The organism is Dactylosporangium siamense (genome assembly GCF_016862795.1).
Lineage (GTDB): Bacteria > Actinomycetota > Actinomycetes > Mycobacteriales > Micromonosporaceae > Dactylosporangium > Dactylosporangium siamense.
In genome coordinates this window covers 33,661-55,889 of record NZ_BONQ01000010.1, presented here as the reverse complement: position 1 = coordinate 55,889, position 22,229 = coordinate 33,661, and the positions used below count along the sequence as shown (strand labels likewise).

At 71.6% G+C, this 22,229-nt stretch carries 15 protein-coding genes; 8 read left to right on the top strand and 7 right to left on the bottom strand.

Annotation, left to right across the window (positions count from 1 at the left end; all coding sequences use genetic code 11):
* Positions 1-45: 45 nt before the first annotated feature.
* Positions 46-513, top strand: coding sequence for an MBL fold metallo-hydrolase (locus Dsi01nite_RS01695; protein WP_203844186.1), 468 nt, complete (start codon positions 46-48; stop codon positions 511-513).
* Between the two features lie 43 nt (positions 514-556).
* Positions 557-1,018 carry a MarR family winged helix-turn-helix transcriptional regulator gene (locus Dsi01nite_RS01690; RefSeq protein ID WP_203844185.1) on the top strand — a complete coding sequence of 154 codons (462 nt, stop codon included), beginning with the start codon at positions 557-559 and terminating at the stop codon, positions 1,016-1,018.
* Positions 1,019-1,055: 37 nt separating this feature from the next.
* On the opposite strand, the gene Dsi01nite_RS01685 is transcribed toward Dsi01nite_RS01690, so the two are convergent.
* On the bottom strand, positions 1,056-3,104 hold the full coding sequence (locus Dsi01nite_RS01685; protein ID WP_203844184.1) for a carbohydrate-binding module family 20 domain-containing protein: 2,049 nt from the start codon (positions 3,102-3,104) through the stop codon (positions 1,056-1,058).
* A gap of 286 nt (positions 3,105-3,390) precedes the next feature.
* On the opposite strand from Dsi01nite_RS01685, the gene Dsi01nite_RS01680 reads away from it, so the two are divergent.
* Positions 3,391-6,312 (top strand): carbohydrate binding domain-containing protein, encoded by a 2,922-nt coding sequence (locus Dsi01nite_RS01680; RefSeq protein ID WP_239135607.1) that lies wholly within the window; start codon positions 3,391-3,393, stop codon positions 6,310-6,312.
* 32 nt (positions 6,313-6,344) lie between these two features.
* The gene (locus tag Dsi01nite_RS01675) at positions 6,345-8,441 is read left to right on the top strand and encodes a carbohydrate-binding module family 20 domain-containing protein (RefSeq protein WP_203844182.1); all 2,097 of its coding nucleotides are present in this window, start codon (positions 6,345-6,347) and stop codon (positions 8,439-8,441) included.
* A gap of 47 nt (positions 8,442-8,488) precedes the next feature.
* Here the strand turns inward: Dsi01nite_RS01675 and Dsi01nite_RS01670 are convergent, their stop codons facing one another.
* The 6 genes from Dsi01nite_RS01670 to Dsi01nite_RS01645 all read right to left on the bottom strand — a co-directional run bounded on the left by Dsi01nite_RS01670 (position 8,489) and on the right by Dsi01nite_RS01645 (position 16,535).
* Entirely contained in the window at positions 8,489-10,081 is a 1,593-nt protein-coding gene (locus tag Dsi01nite_RS01670; RefSeq protein WP_203844181.1) for a M16 family metallopeptidase, read from the bottom strand.
* A 4-nt stretch (positions 10,082-10,085) separates the two neighbouring features.
* Entirely contained in the window at positions 10,086-11,027 is a 942-nt protein-coding gene (locus tag Dsi01nite_RS01665) for a hypothetical protein (RefSeq protein WP_203844180.1), read from the bottom strand.
* Between the two features lie 70 nt (positions 11,028-11,097).
* Positions 11,098-12,939 carry a M16 family metallopeptidase gene (locus tag Dsi01nite_RS01660; RefSeq protein WP_203844179.1) on the bottom strand — a complete coding sequence of 614 codons (1,842 nt, stop codon included), beginning with the start codon at positions 12,937-12,939 and terminating at the stop codon, positions 11,098-11,100.
* Between the two features lie 3 nt (positions 12,940-12,942).
* Positions 12,943-13,884: a hypothetical protein gene (locus Dsi01nite_RS01655; protein ID WP_203844178.1), complete on the bottom strand. Its 942-nt coding sequence runs from the start codon at positions 13,882-13,884 to the stop codon at positions 12,943-12,945.
* A gap of 66 nt (positions 13,885-13,950) precedes the next feature.
* Entirely contained in the window at positions 13,951-15,465 is a 1,515-nt protein-coding gene (locus tag Dsi01nite_RS01650) for a glycoside hydrolase family 13 protein (protein ID WP_203844177.1), read from the bottom strand.
* A 38-nt stretch (positions 15,466-15,503) separates the two neighbouring features.
* The gene (locus tag Dsi01nite_RS01645; RefSeq protein ID WP_373318710.1) at positions 15,504-16,535 is read right to left on the bottom strand and encodes a LacI family DNA-binding transcriptional regulator; all 1,032 of its coding nucleotides are present in this window, start codon (positions 16,533-16,535) and stop codon (positions 15,504-15,506) included.
* 274 nt (positions 16,536-16,809) lie between these two features.
* Between Dsi01nite_RS01645 and Dsi01nite_RS01640 the strand changes: the two genes are divergently transcribed.
* From Dsi01nite_RS01640 to Dsi01nite_RS01625, 4 genes are read left to right on the top strand one after another with little or no spacing between them, the layout of a single operon-like run.
* Positions 16,810-18,057, top strand: coding sequence for a sugar ABC transporter substrate-binding protein (locus Dsi01nite_RS01640; RefSeq protein ID WP_203844175.1), 1,248 nt, complete (start codon positions 16,810-16,812; stop codon positions 18,055-18,057).
* A gap of 2 nt (positions 18,058-18,059) precedes the next feature.
* Positions 18,060-19,592 carry an ABC transporter permease subunit gene (locus Dsi01nite_RS01635; protein WP_203844174.1) on the top strand — a complete coding sequence of 511 codons (1,533 nt, stop codon included), beginning with the start codon at positions 18,060-18,062 and terminating at the stop codon, positions 19,590-19,592.
* The gene (locus Dsi01nite_RS01630; protein WP_239135606.1) at positions 19,589-20,467 is read left to right on the top strand and encodes a sugar ABC transporter permease; all 879 of its coding nucleotides are present in this window, start codon (positions 19,589-19,591) and stop codon (positions 20,465-20,467) included. Before Dsi01nite_RS01635 ends, Dsi01nite_RS01630 begins: the two co-directional genes overlap by 4 nt.
* The gene (locus tag Dsi01nite_RS01625; protein ID WP_203844173.1) at positions 20,464-22,179 is read left to right on the top strand and encodes an alpha-amylase family glycosyl hydrolase; all 1,716 of its coding nucleotides are present in this window, start codon (positions 20,464-20,466) and stop codon (positions 22,177-22,179) included. The genes Dsi01nite_RS01630 and Dsi01nite_RS01625 overlap by 4 nt, the downstream gene beginning before the upstream one ends.
* Positions 22,180-22,229 lie beyond the last annotated feature (50 nt).

The following is a 22,229-nucleotide window of genomic DNA, read 5'->3' as shown; positions in this document are numbered from 1 at the left end:
AGGACCACATCGGCGGGGCTGCCCGTGCTCGGCGGTGCCCGCATCATGGTCAGCCGGCCGGAGTGGGACTCGCTGCACGCACCGCTGCCGGAGGCGCGGGGCCTGATGCGGTCCCACATCGACCTGCCCGGCCTGCGATGGGACCGCGTGACACCGGAAGGCCTGGCCGATGCGTCGATCGCGCCGTTCGGCGCGGGGCACGACCTGTTCGGCGACGGCAGCCTGGTGCTCCTGCCCACACCCGGGCACACGCCGGGATCGGTGTCGCTGCTGGTCCGCCGGCCCGGGCACCCGCCGCTGCTCATGGTCGGCGACCTCACCTACGATGACCGGCTGCTCGCCGAGGGCAAGCTGCCCGGCGTGGGCGACAAGCGGCAGCTGCACACCGCGGTCCAGCAGGTGAACGAACTGCGGCGACGGCTTCCCGGGCTCGTCGTCCTGCCGGCCCACGACCCGGGCGCGGCGGCCCGTCTCGCGCAGGCCATGCGCCTGCCCGCGACCCCCGCTGTGTAGTGTTTCCACCCGTCGCGATCCGCGACCGGAACGAGGTGATCCCGTGCGGCCCGCTGAGGAACTGCGGTTTCTGATCCTTGCCGCCCAGCGGGAAGGCAACCGCCAGCTCGGCCAGGCCCTCCGGCCGTTGGGCGTCACCGCCTCCCAGGCGGAGGTGCTCCGCGTCCTGCAGGACCGCCAGCCCCTCACCCTCAACGGCCTCGGCGACCTGCTGGTCTGCGAGAGCGGCAGCAGTCCCAGCCGGCTCGTCGACCGGCTCGCCGCCGCCGGCCTGGTCGACCGGGTGGTCGCCGTGCACGACCGGCGGCAGGTCCAGCTCACCCTCACCGCAATGGGTGCCGACCTGGCCCAGCGGATCGCCGAGATCGAGGAGTCGCTCTACCGGTCCATCGACGCCGCGGCCGAAGGTCTCGACCTGACGCAGCTCACCGGCTTCCTGCGGACCTTCGTCGCCGACCTTCCCGCGGGCCAGGCCCTGGCCCGGCGGAAGGACGCCGCCACGTAGCCCGCACCGCGGTTCGCGCGGTGCGGGCCACGGAACATCAGCGCCAGGTCTCGTCGAGGGTGATGGTGCCGCCCGACGGGGTGCTGACCGTGCGGTTCGGGTCGCTCTCCCAGGTCACGGTGCCAGCGGCGTCCTTGCGGATGTACTTGTACTCCACGACCGCCGACCCGGGCAGGGTCACCGAACCGGTCCACGTCGCGTCGGCGGTCTTCGCCAGCGGCACCGCGTTCGCCGGGTCCCACGATCCGATCGACGGTGCGGCGCCGACCAGGTACACCTGCTGACCCGGCTCCTCGGCGACGTGCATCGTCACGTTCGCCTGGACGGTGGCGCCGGCCTCCCAGCCGTCCGAAGTGGACAGCCAGCCGTCGGCGGGCACCGTGGCGGTCCGGTTCGGGCGGCTCTCCCAGGTGACGGTGCCGTCGGCGGCGACCTTCACGTACTTGTACTCGATCGCCGTGCCGGCCGGCACCCGCACCCGCGCCGTCCACTGCGGGTATCCGGCGGAGGAGAGCCGCACGCCGAGCGCCGGGTTCCAGGCGCCGAGGGCCGGGTCGTTGCCGACGAGGACGAGCCGCTCGCCGGCGGCGACGGTGGCGTAGGCGGAGAAGCTGACCGCCGGCGCCGCCGCCGCGACGGGGCGCGACACGCGGTGCCTGACGTCGATCGCGAGGGCGCTCAGGCCGGGGACCGTGGTGGTCAGCGTGCCCGTCTTCGTGACGGTGACGGTCGGCCCGGTGCAACGGTTGCCGCGCACGGTGCCGCGGGTGACGTCGCAGTAGACGCCCGCCGGCAGGCCCGTGTCGAACGTGCGGGTGACGGCGGTGCTCTCCCGGTTGAGCACGACGTAGCCGCGGCCCTCGCGGGCGAAACCGATGGCGTTGTCGCCGTCGCTCCACCACCGGCTCACCGGTGCGGTGCCGGCGGTGTTGCGGAAGCCGACCATGCCGACGGTCGCGGTGTCCTGCTGCTGGCAGAGCCAGCCGCCCGGGCCGCTGGTGACGCCGCCGCAGCGCACCGAGCGCAGGTCACCGTCCGGCGCAGCGCCCGGCGGTCCGGCGTCGGTGCTCGTGAAGCCGTAGCTGGACAGCACGAGGGGGTGCCCGTAGGGCCAGGCCAGGGAGAAGACGTTGCCGATCGCGAACAGCGGCCCGTCCTTGTACGTAAGTGTCGCGCCGCTCTGGTCCCGTTCGGTGTCGTGGCTGTCGACGTAGACGACGGCGCTGCCGGTGGGGGAGAAGCCCCACGCCTCACCGAACTGGTCGAGCCAGCTGAGCTTGCCGGACTTCACGACGCGGCTGATCTGCTGGCCGTAGGCGTCCTCGATGACGTCGCCGTTGGGCAGGTAGTCGGCCTTCGGGATCGGCGTGTTGCCGAGCACCTCCTGGTAGAGGTACGCGGGGCGCTTGAGCTTGGCCTTGATGGCGGCCAGGTCGGCGGCCGGGATGTGCTTGGCGGCGTCGATGCGGAACCCGTCGACGCCGAGGCGGAGCAGGCCGTTGAGATAGCCGGCGATGTCGCTGCGGACATCCTCCTGCTCGGTGGCGAGGTCGGACAGGCCGAGCAGCTCGCAGTGCTGGATCTCCCACGCGTTGTTCCAGTCGTGGATCCAGCCGTCACCATCGCAGTGGTGGAAGTCGGTGCTGTCGTACAGGCCGGGGTAGTCGTACTTGCCGAAGCGGGTGCCGCCGCTGCCGGTGCCGCCGCCGACCTGCCCCGACATGTGGTTGATGACGGCGTCGACGTAGACCTTCACCCCGGCGCGGTGGCAGGCCTCGACCATGCCGGCGAACTCGCGGGTGTTGCCGTAGCGGCTGTCGAGCTGGTAGCTGACCGGCTGGTACGCCTGCCACCAGGGATGGCCCTGGGCCGGTAACTCGACGTGTTCCTGCGGCGGGGTGACCTGCACGGCGGCGTAGCCGGCCGGGCCGAGGGTGCTGCGGCACTCCTGGGCGACGTCGCGCCAGGGCCACTGGAACAGGTGCGCGGTGACGTCTTTCTGAGACCCGGAGGCGGTCGCGGGCGGGGCGCTGAGCCCGACGGCGGTCAGGGCTAGGACTGCGGCGAGCAGGAGGGGACGCTTCAACGGATACGCTCCACTGTAGGTGACTTGCAGAAGTTGCAAAGTCTTGCAAGAGCGCCCTGATGCTAGCTTCCCGTAACGCGCCGGTAAAGACCTGTTGATCTTTGCAAGATGGCTTCGGCGTTTCAGCAGCTCACTGGCCATGAGGTCGGTGAGAAGCTGGTGACTTTTGCAAGAAGCTTGACATGTGTCAATCGGCCAGATCAGTCTTCCTCCACGCGCTGCACGCCCCGCCAGGCTGTCTTCGATGCACGCAAGGAGCACCCCCGTGTCCCGTAGCAGAACTCTGTTGCTCGCTGTCCTGACGCTGCTGGCGTCCCTGCTCGTCGTCCCCGCCCTCGCCGCCGCGGGCACCACCGTGACCGTCTACTACAAGCCCACCGCCGCCTGGACGACCGTGAACATCCACTACGCGCCCAACGGCGGCGCGTGGACCGCGGTGCCGGGCGTCGCGATGTCGACCGCCTGCGCCGGCTGGTACAGCAGGACGATCGACCTCGGCTCCGCGACCGGCCTGCAGGTGGTGTTCAACAACGGCTCCGGCACGTGGGACAACAACTCGGGCCGCAACTACTCGCTCGGCAGCGGCGACGTCACCGTCTCCGGTGGGGTCGCGGGCACCGGCAACCCCTGCGGTGGCCAGCCGACGCCGACCACGCCGCCGCCCACCGGCAACACCGCCACCGTCTTCTACTCCACCGCCGGGAAGAGCTGGCCGGTGGTGAACCTCCACTACGCGCCGACCGGCGAGGCGTGGACGGCCGTGCCCGGTGTGGCGATGAACGAGACCGCCTGCGCCGGCTGGGTGAAGAAGACCGTCGCGCTCGGCGCCGCCACCGGCCTGCAGGCGGTGTTCAACAACGGATCCGGCACCTGGGACAACAACAACGGCGCCAACTACCGCCTCACCGCCGGCACGTCCAAGGTCGCCGGCGGGGTCGTCACCGGCGGCGCGACCGACCCGTGCGCCGCGGTCCCGCCCGACACCACCCCGCCGAGCGTCCCCGGCGGGCTCACCGCGACCGCCGACCACATCACCGTGACCCTCGCCTGGACCGCCTCGACCGACGACCGCGGCGTCACCGGCTACCAGATCGCCCGCACCCCGGGACCGGTCCAGCTGACGAGCGCGGCGAACGGCTACATCGACGCCGGGCTCGCGCCGCGCACCACCTACACGTACACCGTGAAAGCCGTCGACGCCGCCGGCAACGTCTCCGGCCCGTCGAACACCGTCACCGCCACGACCGGCGACGCGCCGCCGCTGCCCGCCGGCGGGTCGATGCTCGGCGGCGACCCACGCAAGGAGAGCATCTACTTCGTCCTCACCGCCCGGTTCTACGACGGTGACCCGGCCAACGACCGCGGCGGCAGCCAGCACGTGAAGTCCGGCAACGCCGCCAACAACGACCCGATGTTCCGCGGCGACTTCAAGGGCCTCGTCGACAAGCTCGACTACATCAAGGGCCTGGGCTTCTCCGCCGTCTGGATCACGCCGGTCGTGCTCAACCGGTCCGACTACGACTACCACGGCTACCACGGCTGGGACTTCTTCCGCGTCGACCCGCGCCTCGAGTCACCGGGTGCCAGCTACCAGGACCTGATCAATTCCGCGCACGCCAAGGGCCTGAAGATCTACCAGGACGTGGTCTACAACCACAGCTCCCGGTGGGGAGCGAACGGCCTGTACGTGCCGACCGTGTGGGGCGCCCGGGACGGGCAGTGGGACTGGATGTACAGCGAGAAGGTCGCCGGCGCGACCTACAACCCGCTGAACGAGAACGCGCTCGGGCGCGCCTACAACGGCGACCTGTGGTCGAGCACCGCACCGGCCGGCAACACCTGCCCCAACTACGGCGCGACCAACGGGACGTTCAGCCCCGAGGGATACGCCAACCACCACTGCCAGTGGCCGAGCCCGACGGCGAAGATGTTCCCCGCCTCGCTCTACCACCAGTGCTGGATCGGCAACTGGGAGGGTGAGGACGCCCGCTCCTGCTGGCTGCACGACGACCTCGCCGACTTCAACACCGAGAACCCGGTGGTGCAGCAGTACCTCATCGACGCGTACAACTCCTACATCGACATGGGCGTCGACGGGTTCCGGATCGACACCGCCGTGCACATCCCGCGGGTCACCTGGAACCGGCGGTTCCTGCCGGCCCTGCAGCAGCACCTGACCCAGAAGTACGGCGCGGCGAAGGCGAACGACTTCTACGTCTTCGGCGAGGTCGCCGCGTTCGTCAACGACAAGTGGAACCGCGGCTCCGTCAACCACTCCGCGCAGTTCTACACCTGGAAGGAACGGCGCACGTACAGCGCCGACGACACCACCGCGGCCCTGGAGCAGTTCAACTACGAGAACCTGCAGGGCACCGGGAACCAGCCCACCTCCACCAACGCGTTCCTGCAGGGCAACGACTACCACGCGCCGGACCACAGCCAGTTCTCCGGCATGAACATCATCGACATGCGGATGCACATGAACTTCGGTGACGCCGCCAACGCCTTCAACAACGGCAAGGACTCCGACGACAGCGTCAACGACGCCACGTACAACGCCGTGTACGTGGACTCGCACGACTACGGCCCCAACAAGTCCTCGACCCGCTACGCCGGCGGCACGGACGCGTGGGCCGAGAACCTGGATCTGATGTGGACGTTCCGCGGCGTCCCCGTCCTCTACTACGGCTCGGAGGTCGAGTTCCAGGCCGGCAAGCAGATCGACTGCGGCCCGACCTGCCCCCTGGCCAACACCGGCCGCGCCTACTTCGGCTCCTATGTGGAGGGTTCCGTCGTCGCGTCCGGCTACGGCACCGTCAGCAGCGCCAGCGGCGCGGTCGCCACCACGCTGCAGAAACCGCTCGTGCAGCACGTCCAACGGCTCAACCAGATCCGCCGCGCGGTGCCGGCACTGCAGATGGGGCAGTACTCCACCGCGGGCGTCTCCGGCGGCATCGCCTACAAGCGCCGCTACACCGCCGGCAGCGTGGACAGCTTCGTCCTCGTCGCCGTCTCCAGCACCGCCACGTTCACCGGTATCCCCAACGGCACGTACACCGACGCCGTCACCGGTGACGTGCAGACCGTCGCCAACGGCACCCTCACCGCCACCGTGACCGCCAAGGGCGCCATGCGCGTCTACGTGCTGTCGCTGCCCGGCAACCCCGCGCCGGGCAAGGTCGGCACCGCCGGCCCCTACCTCCGCTGACCTGCCTCCGTTTGATTCTGAGGAGACACCCCGTGAAACGTGCTCTGAGTATCGGCGCGGTCGCGCTCGCCCTGTCCGGCGCGCTCGCCTACCCGTTGCTGTCCGCCGACCGCTCCGCCGACGCGTCCGTCGCGTCCGACGACGTCATCGCCAACCTGTGGTCGTGGCCGTGGAACTCCATCGCCTCCGAGTGCACCAACGTGCTCGGACCGGCCGGTTACGGTGCCGTGCAGGTCGCCCCGCCGGAGGACTCGATCAGCGTCGCCGGTCACCCGTGGTGGGACATCTATCAGCCGGCCGCCTACGACCTGAACAGCCGCATGGGCACCGCGGCCCAGTTCGCCTCGATGGTCAGCACCTGCCATGCGGCCGGTGTGAAGGTGTACGTCGACGCCGTCATCAACCACATGACCGGCGCCAACCAGACGTCGACGACCGCGTACGGCCCGGCGTCGTTCACGAACAACTACAGCTACCCGAGCGCGGGCTACGGGTACAACGACTTCCACCACAACGGCGGCGCCTGCCCCCAGTCGGACAACCAGATCCACGACTGGAACAACCAGACCGAGGTGTGGAACTGCCAGCTGGTCGGCCTGTCCGACCTGGCCACCGAAACCGATTACGTGCGAACGAAGATCGCCGGGTACCTGAACAACCTGATCAGCGTCGGCGTCGACGGCTTCCGCATCGACGCGGCCAAGCACATGGCCCAGGCCGACCTGGCCGCCATCAAGGGCAAGCTGACGAACCAGAACGTGTACTGGACGCAGGAGGTCATGCCCGGCGGCACCGGCAACCTGTCCATGGCCGCCTACGAGGGCATCGGCGGCGTCCTGGAGTTCAACTACGCGACCAACCTCAAGAGCCAGTTCCAGGGCAACATCGCCAACCTGCAGACGTTCGGCACCAGCTGGGGCCTGCGGCCCACGGACAAGGCGACCGCGTTCGTGTCCAACCACGACACCGAGCGCAACGGCTCCACGCTCAGCTACAAGAACGGCAGCACCGACACCCTCGCCACCGTCTTCATGCTGGCCTGGAACTACGGCACCCCCAACGTCATGAGCTCCTTCACCTTCTCCAACACCGACGCCTCCCCGCCGGCCGACGGTAACGGTTACGTCAGCGCCGTCAGCTGCGGCAGCGGCTGGGAGTGCCAGCACCGGCAGCGCTCGATCCGCAACATGGTCGGCTTCCACAACGCCACCAAGGCCAACACGACCGTCGGCAACTGGTGGAGCGACGGCGCCAACGCGATCGCGTTCTCCCGCGGCGCCAACGGCTGGACCCTCATCAACAACGGCGGCGGCTCGGTCGCGTCCCGCACCTTCAGCACCGGCCTGCCGGCGGGCGTGTACTGCGACGTCATCCACGGCGACTACACGGCCGGCACGTCCACGTGCAGCGGCCCGACCGTCACCGTCAACGGCTCCGGCCAGGTGATCGTCGGCGCGAACGCCAAGGACGCCGTCGCGATCCACGTCAACGCCCGCGTCACCGGCGGCACCCCGTCCCCGACGCCGTCCACCTCGTCGCCGAACCCGGCCGGGGTCGCCTTCACCGTCAGCGGCGCGCCCACCGGCAACCCGATCTACCTGGTCGGCTCCGTGGCGGCGCTGGGCTCGTGGAACACCGCGAACGCCATCCCGATGACCGCCGCCGGCTCGAACTGGACGAAGACGGTCACCCTGCCGGCGAGCACCGCGGTGGAGTACAAGTTCATCGCCAAGGACGGCGCCGGCAACGTCACCTGGGAGCCGGGCAGCAACCACACCTACACGGTCCCGGCCAACGGCACCGGGACCATCAACACCACCTGGAACGGCTCCTCGACGATGAACCCGGCGGTGACCTTCAACGCCACCGTCACCACGGTCCTCGGCCAGAACGTGTACGTGATCGGCTCGATCCCGGCACTGGGCTCCTGGAACACGGCGAACGCGATCGCCTTGTCCTCGGCGAACTACCCCGTCTGGTCCGGCACGGTCACGCTGCCGTCCAACACCGCCGTGGAGTACAAGTTCATCAAGAAGGACGGCTCGGGCAACGTGACCTGGGAGAGCGGCGCCAACCGCACCCTGAGCACCGGCACCGCCAACCAGACCGTCAACGCCACCTGGAAGTAGCCGCACCGGGCCCGGGCCCGCCGCTACGGGCTCGGGCCGTTCGTCGATCAGCGGCCGGCGGGCGGGAACGAACCATCGGGCGGGAGCACCGTGATGGTCCGCGGGATCCCGCCGGTCGCCGGCGGGAACCCTCCGGTGGGGGCCGGAACCGTCGCGGTTGACGGCGGGAACGTGCCGGTGGCAGGTGCCGTCGACGGGCGGGGGATGTCGTTCGGGTTGCGGGCCGGCATCGGCAGGACGATCGACGGATCCACGGACCGGTCGATGCGGGCGGCGGTGTCCGCGGGCGCGGCGAACAGCGCCGGCTCGATCATCACCGCGATCCCGTCCAGGCCGACCAGCTGCCGCGCGCCGTCCGGCCACGCGTGCATCACCGCGCAGGAGCGGTAGCGGACCGTCGCCCGGCACTCGCCCTCGACGATGCTGACCCCGTCCGCGCCGAGGACGAGCGAAGCCCCGGAGCCGTCGACCGCCCGGTACGTGTGCCCGGGGATCGCGTCCGTCGACGTCGTCGGCGCCGCCGCGAACCCGGCCCAGTCGGCCCGGCTGCCCGGCGGCACCTGCAGCAGTCCCGAGTCGAGGACCTGCAGGGCGGCGCCGTGCACGTCGGCGAGGGCGACGGCGTAGAGCTGGGCGCGCAGCTCGTCGAGGGTGCGCAGCCGTGCGCCGGTGAGCAGGTCGGTGGCCAGGCCCGGCAGCCGGCCCGCGGGCGCGTCGGGATGGCGCAGCGCCTCGTCGCGTTTCGCGCGGACCGCGTCGAGCTCGGTCTGGGAGATCCGGCCGACCCGGAACCCGGCGAGGACGTCGACGAAACCGCCGACGACCGCGCGCTGCTTCTCCGGCAGCGCGTCGGCGAACGCGGTGACGACCGCCATGCCGTCGCCACGCGGGTCGTAGGAGGCGCTCGCCGCGTAGGACAGGCCGCTCTCCTGCCGCAGCGACCGGAACAGCTCCCGCTCCAGCATCAGGGCGAACACCGAACCGGCCACGTGCCGGCGCATGACGCCGTCGAAGACCACGCCGCCGCCGGCGCCGGTGAAGTAGGCCGGTGTCGCCGGCAGCACCGTCGAGGCGACCGGCACCGGGCGGAGCGTCCCGGCCGGCAGGCGCAGCCGCAGGCCCGGCGGGACCCGGTCGCCGGAGATCCACAGCACCGCGTTCGCGCGGGTGAACCAGGCGTTCGCCCAGGCCCGCACGTCGTCGGGGCCGAGTCGGTCGATGCCCCACTCGGGGTAGCCGACCAGGCCGTAGTGCTGGGCGCCGTGCCGCCACATCGGCAGCATCCGGTTGACGCCGCCGCCGCGCCCGGCCGCCTCGGTGCGCAGGATCGCCTTCTCGGTCTCCAGCCGCTGCACCGGCAGGTCGGCGAGGGAGTCGCAGACCATCTCCAGGTACGTGACGATGTCGCGCTCGCTGCCCTCCATGTGGAAATGCGTGACGACGCTGCCGGTGGCGCCGTTGTAGTGGTAGTCGGCGACGCCGTGCCGGTGCAGCGCGAGATGCTCGACGAGGTGCGTGATGCCGATGCGGGCGGCGCCCTCGTCGGCCAGGCCGACCCGGAAGGTCAGCCCGGCGGTCATCGGGCCGGAGCTCGGCGCGAGCAGCGTCGGGACGCCGTCGACGTCGGTGCGGTGGAGCACGGGATCAACCTCTCGCCAGCGCGCGGTCCCGGAGGTTCGCGTACGCGACGCCGGGGTTGTCGAAGTACGACGTCCAGAGCGGGGTGCGCCGCCCGGCCAGTGCCCGGAAGTGCGGCGCCGCGGCGGCGTGGTCGCCGACGAGGGAGAACAGCATCGCGAAGTAGTCGTGCGCGGTGTAGAACCGGTAGCCGGGCTGGAACGCGGGGTGCCGGACGGTCCGGTCGGCGACCTGGTGGATCTGCGCCACGGTCGCCGGGGCGCGCAGCAGCGCCGTGCCTTCGACGTCGGAGTCCGACGCCTGGAAGCGCTCCATGTGCCCGGCGAGGACGGCGAGCAGCCCGACCGACCCCGCGGGCGCGGTGCGCAGCAGCTCGGCGCCGAACTCGGCCACCTTCTCCCACGACCCGCCCCACTTCGGCTGCAGCTGCTGCACGAGGTGATATCCGGCGATGTACGCGAACGGGTGGTGCGCGCTCAGCCGGTCGTACCGCCGCCGGGCCTCGTCGTGGCCGAGCGAGATGCCCCGGCAGATGATCATCCGCTCCAGCCACGCGTAGCCCTGCTGCGGCTCGCGGGCGGTGACGTCGATGAGGATCTGCTCGGCCCGGTTGAGGTGCTCGTGGAAGCCCGCCCACTGCTGCCGCGTGACGTCGCGGGCCCAGCCGGTCCCGCGGATCTTCCACCCGCGCAGCACGGTGCGGACCCCGAGCATCGTGTATGCCAGCGCCCAGGCCGGGTCGCCGTACGGCACCCGCTGGAGGACCTGGTCGTCGAGCTTGTCCTCGATCTGGCCGCACGCCACCGCGAGGTCGTCGAGCGACCGCAGCCCGCCGAGGAACGCCGCCACGGCGGCCCAGTCACCCCGGCCGGCGTCGGCGGCGAGACGGCGCAGCTCGGCGAACAGGTCGGCCGGCTGGCTCTCCGGCACCGGCAGCTGAAACGGCACGGCGCGGAGCATATGCGAGCGCATGCCGTCCCGATGTCCCCCGGCAGGGCCGGCACCGGGACGGCGCACATCAGCTGCGGAGGCGACGGACCAGCAGGTAGCCAGCCCAGCCGAGCAGGGTCAGGGTGCCCGTCCAGGCGATGGTCACGATCACGTACCAGGCGACGTCGCGGAACTCCTCCTCGCCGGGTTCGATCCCCTCGACCGAGGCGATGGTGAGGACGCCGGCACAGGACAGGAACACCAGGCCGGCGGCGAACATCGCGATCATGATGATCAGCTGCGCGGTGCCGGGCCGGGTCCGCCCGGGCCGGGCGGCGAACCGGCCCGCCGGGAACGCGGCCGGGTCCTGCGGCTGGATCAGTGGCTGCGGCAGGCCCTGCTGCGCGCCCGGGACCAGCACCAGGTTCGGGTCCGGCGACGCGGCGGGGAAGAGCCGCGTGGGCGGCGGCTGGGCCGGGGTGTACGGCCGGGGGATGGCATCGGGTGTGCGGGCCGGCATCCGCACCACCAGCGCCGGGTCGACGGCGGCGTCGATGCGGGCCGCGGTGTCCGGCGGGGCGGCGAACAGGGTCGGCTCGATCCGCACCGTGATGCCGTCCAGGCCGATCAGCTGGCGGGCGCCGTCGGGCCACGCGTGGACGGCGGCGCAGGTGCGGAACCGGACCGTGACCCGGCGCTCGCCCTCGACCAGGCTGACGCCCTCGGCGCCGAGGACGAGCGCGGCGCCGGAGCCGTCCACGGACCGGAACGTGTAGCCGGGGATCGTCTCGCTCGACGTCGCCGGCGCGGCGGTGAAGCCGGCCCAGTCGGCGCGGTGCCCCGGCGGGACCTGCAGCAGCCCGGAGCCGGTGACCTGCAGGGCGGCGTCGTGGATGCCGTCGAGCGTGACCGCGCGCAGCTCGGCATGCAGCTCGTCCACGCTGAGGACGGGCTCGCCGGTGAGCAGGTCCGTGGCGAGGCCCGACAGCCGGCCCGCGTGGACGTCCGGGTGGGCCAGCGCCTCCTCGCGCTTCGCCCGGACCGCGTCGAGGTCGGCCTGTTCGATGCGGCCGACCCGGAACCCGGCCAGGACGTCCACGAAGCCGCCGAGCACGGCGTCCTGCCGTTCGGGCGGCGCGTCGGCGAACGCCGTGACGACCGCGAACCCGTCGCCGCGCGGGTCGTAGGACGCGCTCGCCGTGGTGGACAGGCCGCCCTCCTGGCGCAGCGCCCGGAGCAGCTCGCGCTCCAGCATCCCGCCGAACAGTGTGCCCGCGGTGTGCCGGCGCATGAGGCCGTCGAAGACGACACCGCCGTTGGGTCCGGCGAAGTACGCCGGGGTCGACGGCAGCACCGTGGCCGCGGGCGGCACCGGCCGGCGCCGGCCGCCACCGGGCAGCCGTAGGCGCAGCCCGGCCGGCACCCGGTCGCCGGAGATCCACAGCACCGCGTTCTCCCGGGTGAACCAGGTGTGCGCCCACGCCCGCACGTCGTCGGCGCTGAGCTGGTCCACGCCCCACTCCGGGTAGCTGACCAGGCCGAAGTGCTGCGCGCCGTACCGCCACAGCGGCAGCAGCGCGGTGACGCCGTCGGCGCGGCCGGCCGCCTCGGCGCGCAGGATCGCCTTCTCCGTCTCGAGGCGCTCGACCGGCAGGTCGGACAGCGAGTCACAGACCAGCTCGAGGGAGCGGACGATGTCGGCCTCGGCGCCCCGCAGGTGGAAGTGGGTGACGATGCCGCCGGTGACGCCGTTGTGGTGGTCGGCGACACCGTGCCGGTGCAGGGCCAGGTGCTCGACGAGGTGCGTGATGCCGGTGCGGGCCAGCCCCTCGTCGACCCGGCCGACGCGGAACGTCAGGCCGGCGACCATCGGGCCCGAGCCCGGCGCGAGCAGGGTGGGGACGCCGTCGACCTCGGTGTGTCGCAGCACGGTTCAGCCTCTTGCCAGCGCGCGGTCCCGGTGCCCGGCGTACGCGGCCCCGGCGTCGCCGAAGTACCACTCCCAGAACGGGGTGCGCCGCCCGTGCAGCGCCCGGAAGTGCGGCGCGGCGGCGGCGTGGTCGCCCATGAGGGAGAACAGCATGGCGAAGTAGTCGTGCGCGGTGTAGACGCGGTAGCCGGGCTGGAACGCGGGGTGCCGCACCGTGCGGTCCGCGACCAGGTGGATCTCCGCGACCACGGCCGGGTCGCGCAGGTATGCGGCGGCCTCGGCGTCGGTCTCGGCGGCGCTGTGCCGCTCCAGGTGCGCGACGAGCACCGGCAGCAGCCCGATCGACCCGGCCGGGGTCACCCGCAGCAGTTCCGCGGCGAACGCGGACACCTGCTCCCACGATCCGCTCCATTTGGGCAGGAGCTGCTGCATGAGCCGGAAGCCGGCGATGTACGTGTGCGGGGCGTGCGCACTGAGCCGGTCGTAGCGCCGGCGGGCCTCGGCGGCGCCGAGCGAGAGGCCCTGGCAGGTGGTCATCCGCTCCAGCCACGCGTACCCCAGCCGGGGCTCGCGGGCGGTGACGTCGATGAGGAGCTGCTCGGCCCGGTTGAGGTGCTCGCGGAACGCGGCCCACTGCGGCGGGGTCACGGTGCGCGCCCAGCCGTCGCCGCGGATCTTCCAGCCCTCCTCGGTGATGCGCGCGGCCCGCATCGCCTGCGCCACACCCCACGACGGGTCACCGACCGGCACCCGCGCGAGCACGTGGTCGGCGATGCGCCCCTCCACCTGGCTGCACGCGACGACGAAGTCATCGAGGCCGGGCAGCCCGCCGAGGTGCGCCATGACGGCCGCCCAGTCGCCCCGCTCGCCGTCCGCCACCAGGCCGCGCAGGCTGGGGAAGAGCTCGACCGGCTCGCTCGCCGGGACGGGGACGTGGAATGGCACGGCGGGGAGCATATGCGAACCGTGCCCCCGGATGCCCTCCGACCGGCGGGCATCCGGGTCGCACCGTCACCGCACCCAGACCGCCGCGTCCGGCGGCAGGAGGCCACCGGCCAGGTCCGCGCTGGACAGCAGCACCTCGCCCGCCGGGACCGGGACGGGAACACTGGACAGGTTGACCACGCACCGCAGGTCGCCGCGCTGGAAGTCCAGCACGTCGGCGGGGGAGGGGTGCCACGCCAGCGGGCCGTTGAAGGTGCGGCGCAGCCGCAGGGCTTCCCGGTACAACTCCAGGACCGACGTCGGCACACCGAGCTGCGCGGACACGGCCAGGCCCGACCAGTCCGGCTGCGGCAGCCACGAGCGGCCGGTGGCGGAGAAGCCGTAGGCGGGCGCGTCCGCGATCCACGGCAGCGGCACCCGGCACCCGTCCCGGCCGGGATCGGTGCCGCCGGAGCGGTGCCACACCGGGTCCTGGCGGGCGTCGTCGGGCAGGTCCAGCACCTCGGGCAGGCCGAGCTCCTCGCCCTGGTACAGGTAGACCGCGCCGGGCAGTGCCAGCATGAGCAGCGCGGCGGCGCGGGCCACCGACGACGAGCCGAAGCGGGTGACGTGGCGGGCCTTGTCGTGGTTGGACAGCACCCACGTGGTCGGCGCGCCGACGCTGTCGGCGGCCTCGATGCACGCGTCGACCGTCGCGCGCAGCTCGGCCGCGGACCACGGTGCGGCGAGGAAGTCGAAGTTGAACGCCTGGTGCAGCTCGTCGGGGGCGACGTAGCGGGCCAGCCGCCGCGGGGTCGACGCCCACGCCTCCGCGACCGCCATCCGGTCACCGGGGTAGGAGTCGAGGATCTTGCGCCACGCACGGTAGATCTCGTGGACGCCGTCCTGGTCGAAGTACGGCAGCGGCTCGCGGCCGAGCAGCCCGATCTGCTGCGGGTGCCCGACGGACGGCAGGCCGGCCTCCTTCACCATGCCGTGGGCGACGTCGACGCGGAAGCCGTCGACGCCGCGGTCCAGCCAGAACCGCAGCACCGACTCGAACTCGGCGCGCACGTCGGCGTTGTCCCAGTTGAGGTCGGGCTGGGCCGGGTCGAACAGGTGCAGGTACCACTCGCCGTCGGGGGTGCGGGTCCAGGCCCGGCCGCCGAAGATGGACTCCCAGTCGTTCGGCGGTTCCTCGGTGGCGGGCCGGAAGATGTACCGGTCGCGGGCCAGGGACCCGGGCGGTGCGGCCAGCGCCTCGGCGAACCAGGCGTGCTGCGACGACGTGTGGTTGGGCACGATGTCGACGATGACCCGGATGTCCAGGGCGTGCGCCGCGGCGAGCATCGCGTCGAAGTCGGCCAGGGTGCCGAACATCGGGTCCACGTCGCGGTAGTCGGCGACGTCGTAGCCGCCGTCGATCATGGGGGAGCGGAAGAACGGCGTCAGCCAGATCGCGTCGACGCCGAGGTCCTTGAGGTATGGCAGGCGTTCCCGCAGCCCGATGAGGTCGCCCTCACCGTCGCCGTTGCCGTCGGCGAAGCTGCGCACGTAGATCTCGTAGATGGCCGCGGTGCGCCACCAGTTGGAAGAAGGCACGGTGAAGGAATCCCTTACGCGAAAAAAGTGGGGGAAGTTCAGCGGGCGACGATGCCCGTGGAGCCGCGGACCACGAGCTCCGGATTGAACAGGTACTCCGAATGGGGGGTCGGCTGCCCGTTGATGGTGTCGACGAGGGCGCGCACCGCGGCGTTGGACATCGCCCGGACCGGCTGCCGCAGCGTGGTCAGCGGCGGGTCGGTGAAGGCGATGAGCAGCGAGTCGTCGTAGCCGACGACGGAGACGTCCCTCGGCACCGAGAGACCGCGGGCGCGGGCGGCCCGGACCGCGCCGAGCGCCATGAGGTCCGAGCCGCAGACGAGGCCGGTCGCGCCGCGCGCGATGAGCCGGTCCGCGGCCGCGGCGCCGCCCTCGACGCCGAAGAGGGACAGCTCGACCATCTCGTCGAGCCCGTGGCGCTGCATCGCCGCGCGGTAGCCGGTGAGCTTGCGCTGCACCGGCAGGAAACGGTCGGGGCCCGAGATGAGGCCGATGCGGGTGTGGCCGAGCGAGGCGAGGTGGTCCACCGCGGTCTGGCTGGCGAGTCGGTCGTCGCAGGAGATGCAGGGGGCGTCGAGACCCGCGACGTAGCCGGTGATCATCACGATCGGCAGGGGCCGGTCGATCAGCTTGCGGTAGCGGTCGTGGTCCGCCGTGGTGTCGGCGTGCAGGCCCGAGATGAAGATGATCCCGGCGACGGACCGGTCCAGCAGCATCTCGACATACTCGTCCTCGGTCACGCCGCCCGGGGTCTGCGTGCACAGCACCGGCGTGAAGCCGTGCTGGGCCAGCGACGACTCGATGATCTGGGCGAAGAGCGGGAAGATGGGGTTCTCCAGCTCGGGCGTGACCAGTCCGACGAGGCCCGCGCTGCGCTTGCGCAGCCGCTCGGGGCGCTCGTAGCCGAGCACGTCGAGCGCGGTGAGGACGGCCTGCCGCGTGTCCGCGCTGACGCCGGCGCGGTTGTTGAGCACGCGGGACACCGTCGCCTCGCTGACCTCCGCCTGCCGGGCGATGTCAGCGAGCCGGGCACGGGGTGGCTCGGTGGACATAGGCCGACTGTAAAGCATCGAACCGCCGTTTGTGAAAGGTCGATGCAAGGTCTTTCATTAACAGCAAGGTCTTGCTAGCGTTCGGCCACGGCGCACGGGTGTCGTAGGAATCGCGACCCGGCACCCGTCCGCCTCACACCCCGCTTTTCGCTCAGTTCCGGCATTTCCGTGGCTCCGCAAGACCACGTCAGTGGTTGCGCAAGGACGCCGCGCACCACCCCACACCCTTTTTCGCCTTCCGCCCCTCAGCGGGCGGTTGAGGCACACCCCTGCCCCGAACAGGAGAACCCCCATGCGCATCCGCATCACGGGTGTCGTCACCCTTGCGGCTCTGTCGTTGGCACTCACCGCCTGCGGTTCCGACGCCACGCCCGCGTCGTCCACCGCGTCGAAGGCCGCCGGCGGCACCCTCACCATCTGGGCCGACGACCAGCGCTCCGCGGCGCTGAAGCCGTTCGCCGAGAAGTTCGGCAAGGACAACGGCGTCACCGTCGAGGTCCAGGCGATCTCCAAGGACCTGCAGACGAACTTCGTCACCGCGTCGCAGTCCGGCAAGGGCCCGGACATCGTCGTCGGCGCGCACGACTGGATCGGCAACCTGGTCCAGAACGGCGCGATCGACCCGGTGCAGCTGCCGGACGCGCAGAAGTCCGCGTTCGCCGAGGTCGCGGTCAAGGCCGTCACCTTCAACGGCCAGCTCTACGGCGTCCCCTACGCGATCGAGAACCTCGCCCTGATCCGCAACACGGATCTGGCGCCCACCGCGCCCGCGTCGATCGAGGACCTGGTCAAGGCCGGGCAGACGCTGAAAACGGCCGGCAAGGTCACCAACATCATGTCGCTGCAGGTCGGCACCACCGGCGACGCGTACCACGCGTACCCGCTGTACGCCTCGGCCGGCGGCTACCTCTTCGGCCAGAAGGCCAACGGCGACTACGACCCCGCCGACCTGGGCGTGGACAAGCCCGCCTCGGTCGAGGCGTTCAAGAAGATCGCCGCGCTCGGTGAGAAGGGCAGCGGCGCGCTGACCCGCTCCATCACCGGCGACAACGCCATCCCCACCTTCACCGGCGGCAAGACCGCGTTCCTCATCTCCGGCCCCTGGGCCGTCGCCGACATCAAGAAGGCCGGCGTCAAGTACGACATCACCCCGATCCCGGCGTTCGCCGGCGGCAAGCCCGCCCAGCCGTTCGTCGGTGTGCAGGCGTTCTACGTCGCTTCCAAGGGCAAGAGCAAGGCCCTCGCGAACGAGTTCATCACCAACTACCTGACCAAGCCCGACCTGCAGGTGGCGCTGTACCAGGCCAACCCGCGGCCGCCGGCGCTCGTCGCCGCGCTCGACCAGGTCAAGGGCAGCGACGCGGACATCCAGAAGTGGCTGGACGCCGGCAAGGGCGGCGCCGTGCTCCCCGCGATCCCGGCCATGGCCGCGGTCTGGGACCCGTTCGGCAAGGCCGAGGCGGCGATCATCGGCGGCGCCGATGTGCAGACGACCCTCGCGGCCGCCGGCAAGGCGATCACCGAAGCGATCAACAAGTAACCATGAAGACGACGACTCAGCGGGAAGGCGGCTCGCTCGCCGGCCCCACCATCAAGATCGCCCTGCTCGGCGCCGGGCTGGCGCTGGCGATCGCGGCCGCCCTCCCGCTGGTCGGCGCCCACGCCTGGGGCTGGCTCGCGGTGCTCGCCGCGACCACCGCACTGCTCTTCTACATCTACCTGACCCCGCGGCACATCGCGGCCAAGTACCTCGTGCCCGGCACCATCTTCCTGCTCGCGTTCCAGGTCGTGCCGGTGCTCTACACGGCCAGCACCGCCTTCACCAACTACGGCGACGGGCACCGCGGCAGCAAGGCCGAGGCGATCATCGCCGTGCAGGGTGCGTCGGTGAAGCAGGTCCCGGGTTCCATGGAGTACGACCTCGCCGTCGCCACCCGGGAGGGCGCCATCGTCTTCCTGCTGGTCGACAAGACCGGCGCCACGTTCGTCGGCGACGGCGACGGCCTGCACCCGGCGCAGTTCACCGTCGCCGGTGGCAAGGTCGTCGAGGCCGACGGCTACACCCTGCTGAGCCTCGGCGAGGCCAACCTGCGCAACGACGACATCCTCGCGTTCAGCGTGCCGACCGGCGAGGGCGCGGTCCGCGCGTCCGGCCTCACCCGCGCGTACAACGGCCAGGCCACCCAGTTCTACGACGGCGGCTGCGACTGCGTCACCGACCGCGGCACCGGCAAGCAGTGGACGGCCGACAACGACGCCGGCGGCTTCGTCGCCGCCGACGGCGAGCGGCTCCCGCAGGGCTGGAAGGTGTCCGTCGGCTTCAGCAACTTCACCCGGGTCCTGACCGATTCCCGCATCTCCGGGCACTTCCTGCAGACCCTGCTGTGGAACTTCGCGTTCGCGATCGGCTCGGTGCTCGTCACGTTCGGCCTCGGGCTCGGCTGCGCGATCGCGCTCAACGCCGACCGGTTGCGGGGCCGCAGCGTCTACCGGGTGCTGCTGGTCCTGCCCTACGCGATGCCGGGCTTCGCGATGCTGCTCGTCTGGCGGGACCTGTTCAACCAGCAGTTCGGGCTGATCAACCGGCTCTTCGGCCTCGACGTCGACTGGTTCGGCCAGCCGGCGACGGCCCGGCTCGCGGTCATCCTCGTGCAGCTGTGGATGGGCTACCCCTACATGTTCCTGGTCGCCACGGGCGCGCTACAGGCCATCCCGAAGGAGATGACGGAGGCCGCCACGATCGACGGCGCCTCGATGTGGCAGCGCTTCAAACAGGTCACCCTGCCGCTGCTGCTGGTCGCGCTGACCCCGCTGCTCATCGCCTCGTTCGCGTTCAACTTCAACAACTTCAACGCGATCTACCTGACCACCGAGGGCGGCCCGTTCCCGCCCGACGACTCCAGCGTCGGCGCCACGGACCTGCTCATCACCTACACCTACCGGCTGGCGTTCGGCGGCTCCGGCGCCCAGTTCGGGTTCGCCGCGGCGATCTCGGTCTACATCTTCGCCATCGTCGCGCTCGTGTCCGTGATCGGGTTCCGCCGCAGTCGCAAGCAGGAGGAGGTGTACTCATGAGCGTTCCGAAGCGCAGCGAACGAGCCGGTGTGGGGAAGTGGATGCGTCAGATGGGCTGGCGTCACCTGGCCGGGATCGCGGCCGTGGTGTTCTCGCTCTTCCCGATCGTGTTCGTGGTGTCCGCGGCGTTCAACCCGGTCGGCTCGCTCAGCTCGACCGAGCTCTACCCGACCGGCGCCAGCACCGCCAACTTCATCGACCTGTTCACCAGGACGGCGTTCAGCCGCTGGTACGTCAACTCCGTCGTCATCGCGCTGACCGCCTCGGCCGTGGGGGTGTTCCTGTCGGTGCTCGCCGCCTACGCCTTCTCCCGGATGCGCTTCGCCGGCCGCCGGGTCGGGCTGATGGCGCTGCTGCTCATCCAGATGTTCCCGCAGTTCCTCGCCGTCGTCACGATCTACCTGCTGTTCGCCGGGATCGGCGACTTCTACCCGTCGTTCGGGCTGGACAGCCCGTGGGGGCTGATGCTGCTGTACCTCGGCGGTGCCCTCGGCGTCGGCACCTGGCTGATGAAGGGCTTCCTCGACACCGTCCCGCGCGAGCTGGACGAGTCCGCGGTCATGGACGGCGCGACCCACGCGCAGACGTTCTTCCGGATCACGCTGCCGCTGATCGCCCCGATCCTCGCGGTCACCGCGCTGCTCGGCTTCATCGGCACCATCAACGAGGTCCTGCTCGCCAACGTGTTCCTGCGCTCCGACGACTCGAAAACCCTCGCTGTCGGCCTCTACGGCCTCATCGCCGGCCAGCGCAACGCGAACTTCGGGATGTTCTGCGCCGGGTCGCTGCTGACCGCGATCCCGACGGTGCTGGTGTTCCAGTCGCTGCAGCGGTACATCGTGTCGGGGCTGACCGCCGGGGCGGTGAAGGGATGATCCACCATGACGGGTCCGCCCTGCACGTGCCTGACCAGGCGCCCGTCCTGGGCACCGACGTCGACGTGGTGCTGCGGACGTCGCCGGGCGTCTCACGGGTGCACGTCAGGTCCCTTGTGGACGGTGAGCCGCGGTTCAGCGAGGCGGTGCCCGAGCGCCGCGGCGACGAGCTGTGGTGGCGGGCGGCCGTTCCCGTGCGCAACCCGGTCACTCCGTACCGCTTCCTGGTCGGGGACCGCTGGTACAGCGCGGCCGGCCCCGCCGACCACGAGATCTCCGACGCCACGGACTTCCGGCTGGTGGCGCACCCCGCGCCGCCCGCCTGGATCCGGGACGCGTGCGTCTACCAGATCTTCCCCGACCGGTTCGCCCGGTCGCCCGCCTACGCCGAGCGGGCGCTGCCCTCCTGGGCGGTCCCGTGCGGCTGGGACGCCCCCGTCGCCGGCCGCGGCGAGCTCACCGGCCGGCAAGTGTACGGCGGTGACCTCGACGGCATCATCGGCCGGCTGGACCACATCCAATCCCTCGGCGCCGACACCGTCTACCTGACGCCGTTCTTCCCGGCCGGCTCCAACCACCGCTACGACGCGTCCACCTTCGACGCCGTCGATCCGCTGCTGGGCGGCGACGCGGCCCTCGCCCGGCTCGCCGACGCCCTGCACGACCGCGGCATGCGGCTCATCGGCGACATCACCACGAACCACACCGGCGACGGGCACGAGTGGTTCCTGGATCCGGCCGCGCAGGACCGTTACTACCGCTCGCCGGACGGCGGGTACGCCGCCTGGCTCGGGGTGCCGAGCCTGCCGAAGCTCAACTGGAACTCCACCGGGCTGCGCAAGGCGTTCGTCGACCCGCTGCAGCGGTGGCTCGAGCACCTCGACGGATGGCGCGTCGACGTGGCCAACATGACCGGCCGGCACGGCACCGACGACCTCACCCACGAGGTGTCCCGGCTCGTCGCCCGGGCCGTCCGCGACGTGCGCCCCGACGCGATGCTCGTCGCCGAGCACTCCCACAGCGCCGGCAGCGACCTGGACGTCGACGGCTGGCAGGGCACGATGAACTACGCCGGGTTCACCCGTCCACTGTGGACCTGGCTGCGCGCGGCCGATCTGGCGCTGCCGGACTTCCTCGGCGTCCCGGGCGGCGTGCCGGCCCGCGGTGGCGACGCCGTGGTGCGCTCGATGCGCTCCGCCGCGGCGGGCATGTCGTGGCGGTCGTGGACGCACTCGTGGACGGCGCTGGGCACCCACGACACGGCCCGGATCCGCACCGTCGTGGGCGACCCGGACCGGGTCGAGGTGGCCGCGGGGCTGCTCGCGACCCTGCCCGGCGTGCCGCTGGTGTTCGCCGGTGACGAGCTCGGCCTCACCGGCGCGCGGGGCGAGGAGGCCCGGCGCGCCATGCCGTGGCACGACGAGCCCAGCTGGCACCGGCCGACGCTGGCCCGGTACCGGGCGCTGCTGCGGCTGCGCCGCGCCCACCCGGCGCTGCGGCACGGCGGGCTGCGCCTCGCACACGCCGACGCCGACACCATCGCGTTCTGGCGGGAGACCGCGGACGAGCGGCTGCTGGTGGTGGCCCGGCGGGCGGCCGGTGCGCCGCTGCGCATCGCCGGCCTCGAGTCCTCCGTCAACGTTTACGGGGGAGCGGCGGAGGTGCCCACGGACGGCCCGACGTTCCAGGTGTGGGCCGTGGATGGCAACTGATGGCAACTGATGGCAACAAGGATTGACCGACGGTAATGCCGTCTCCAGAC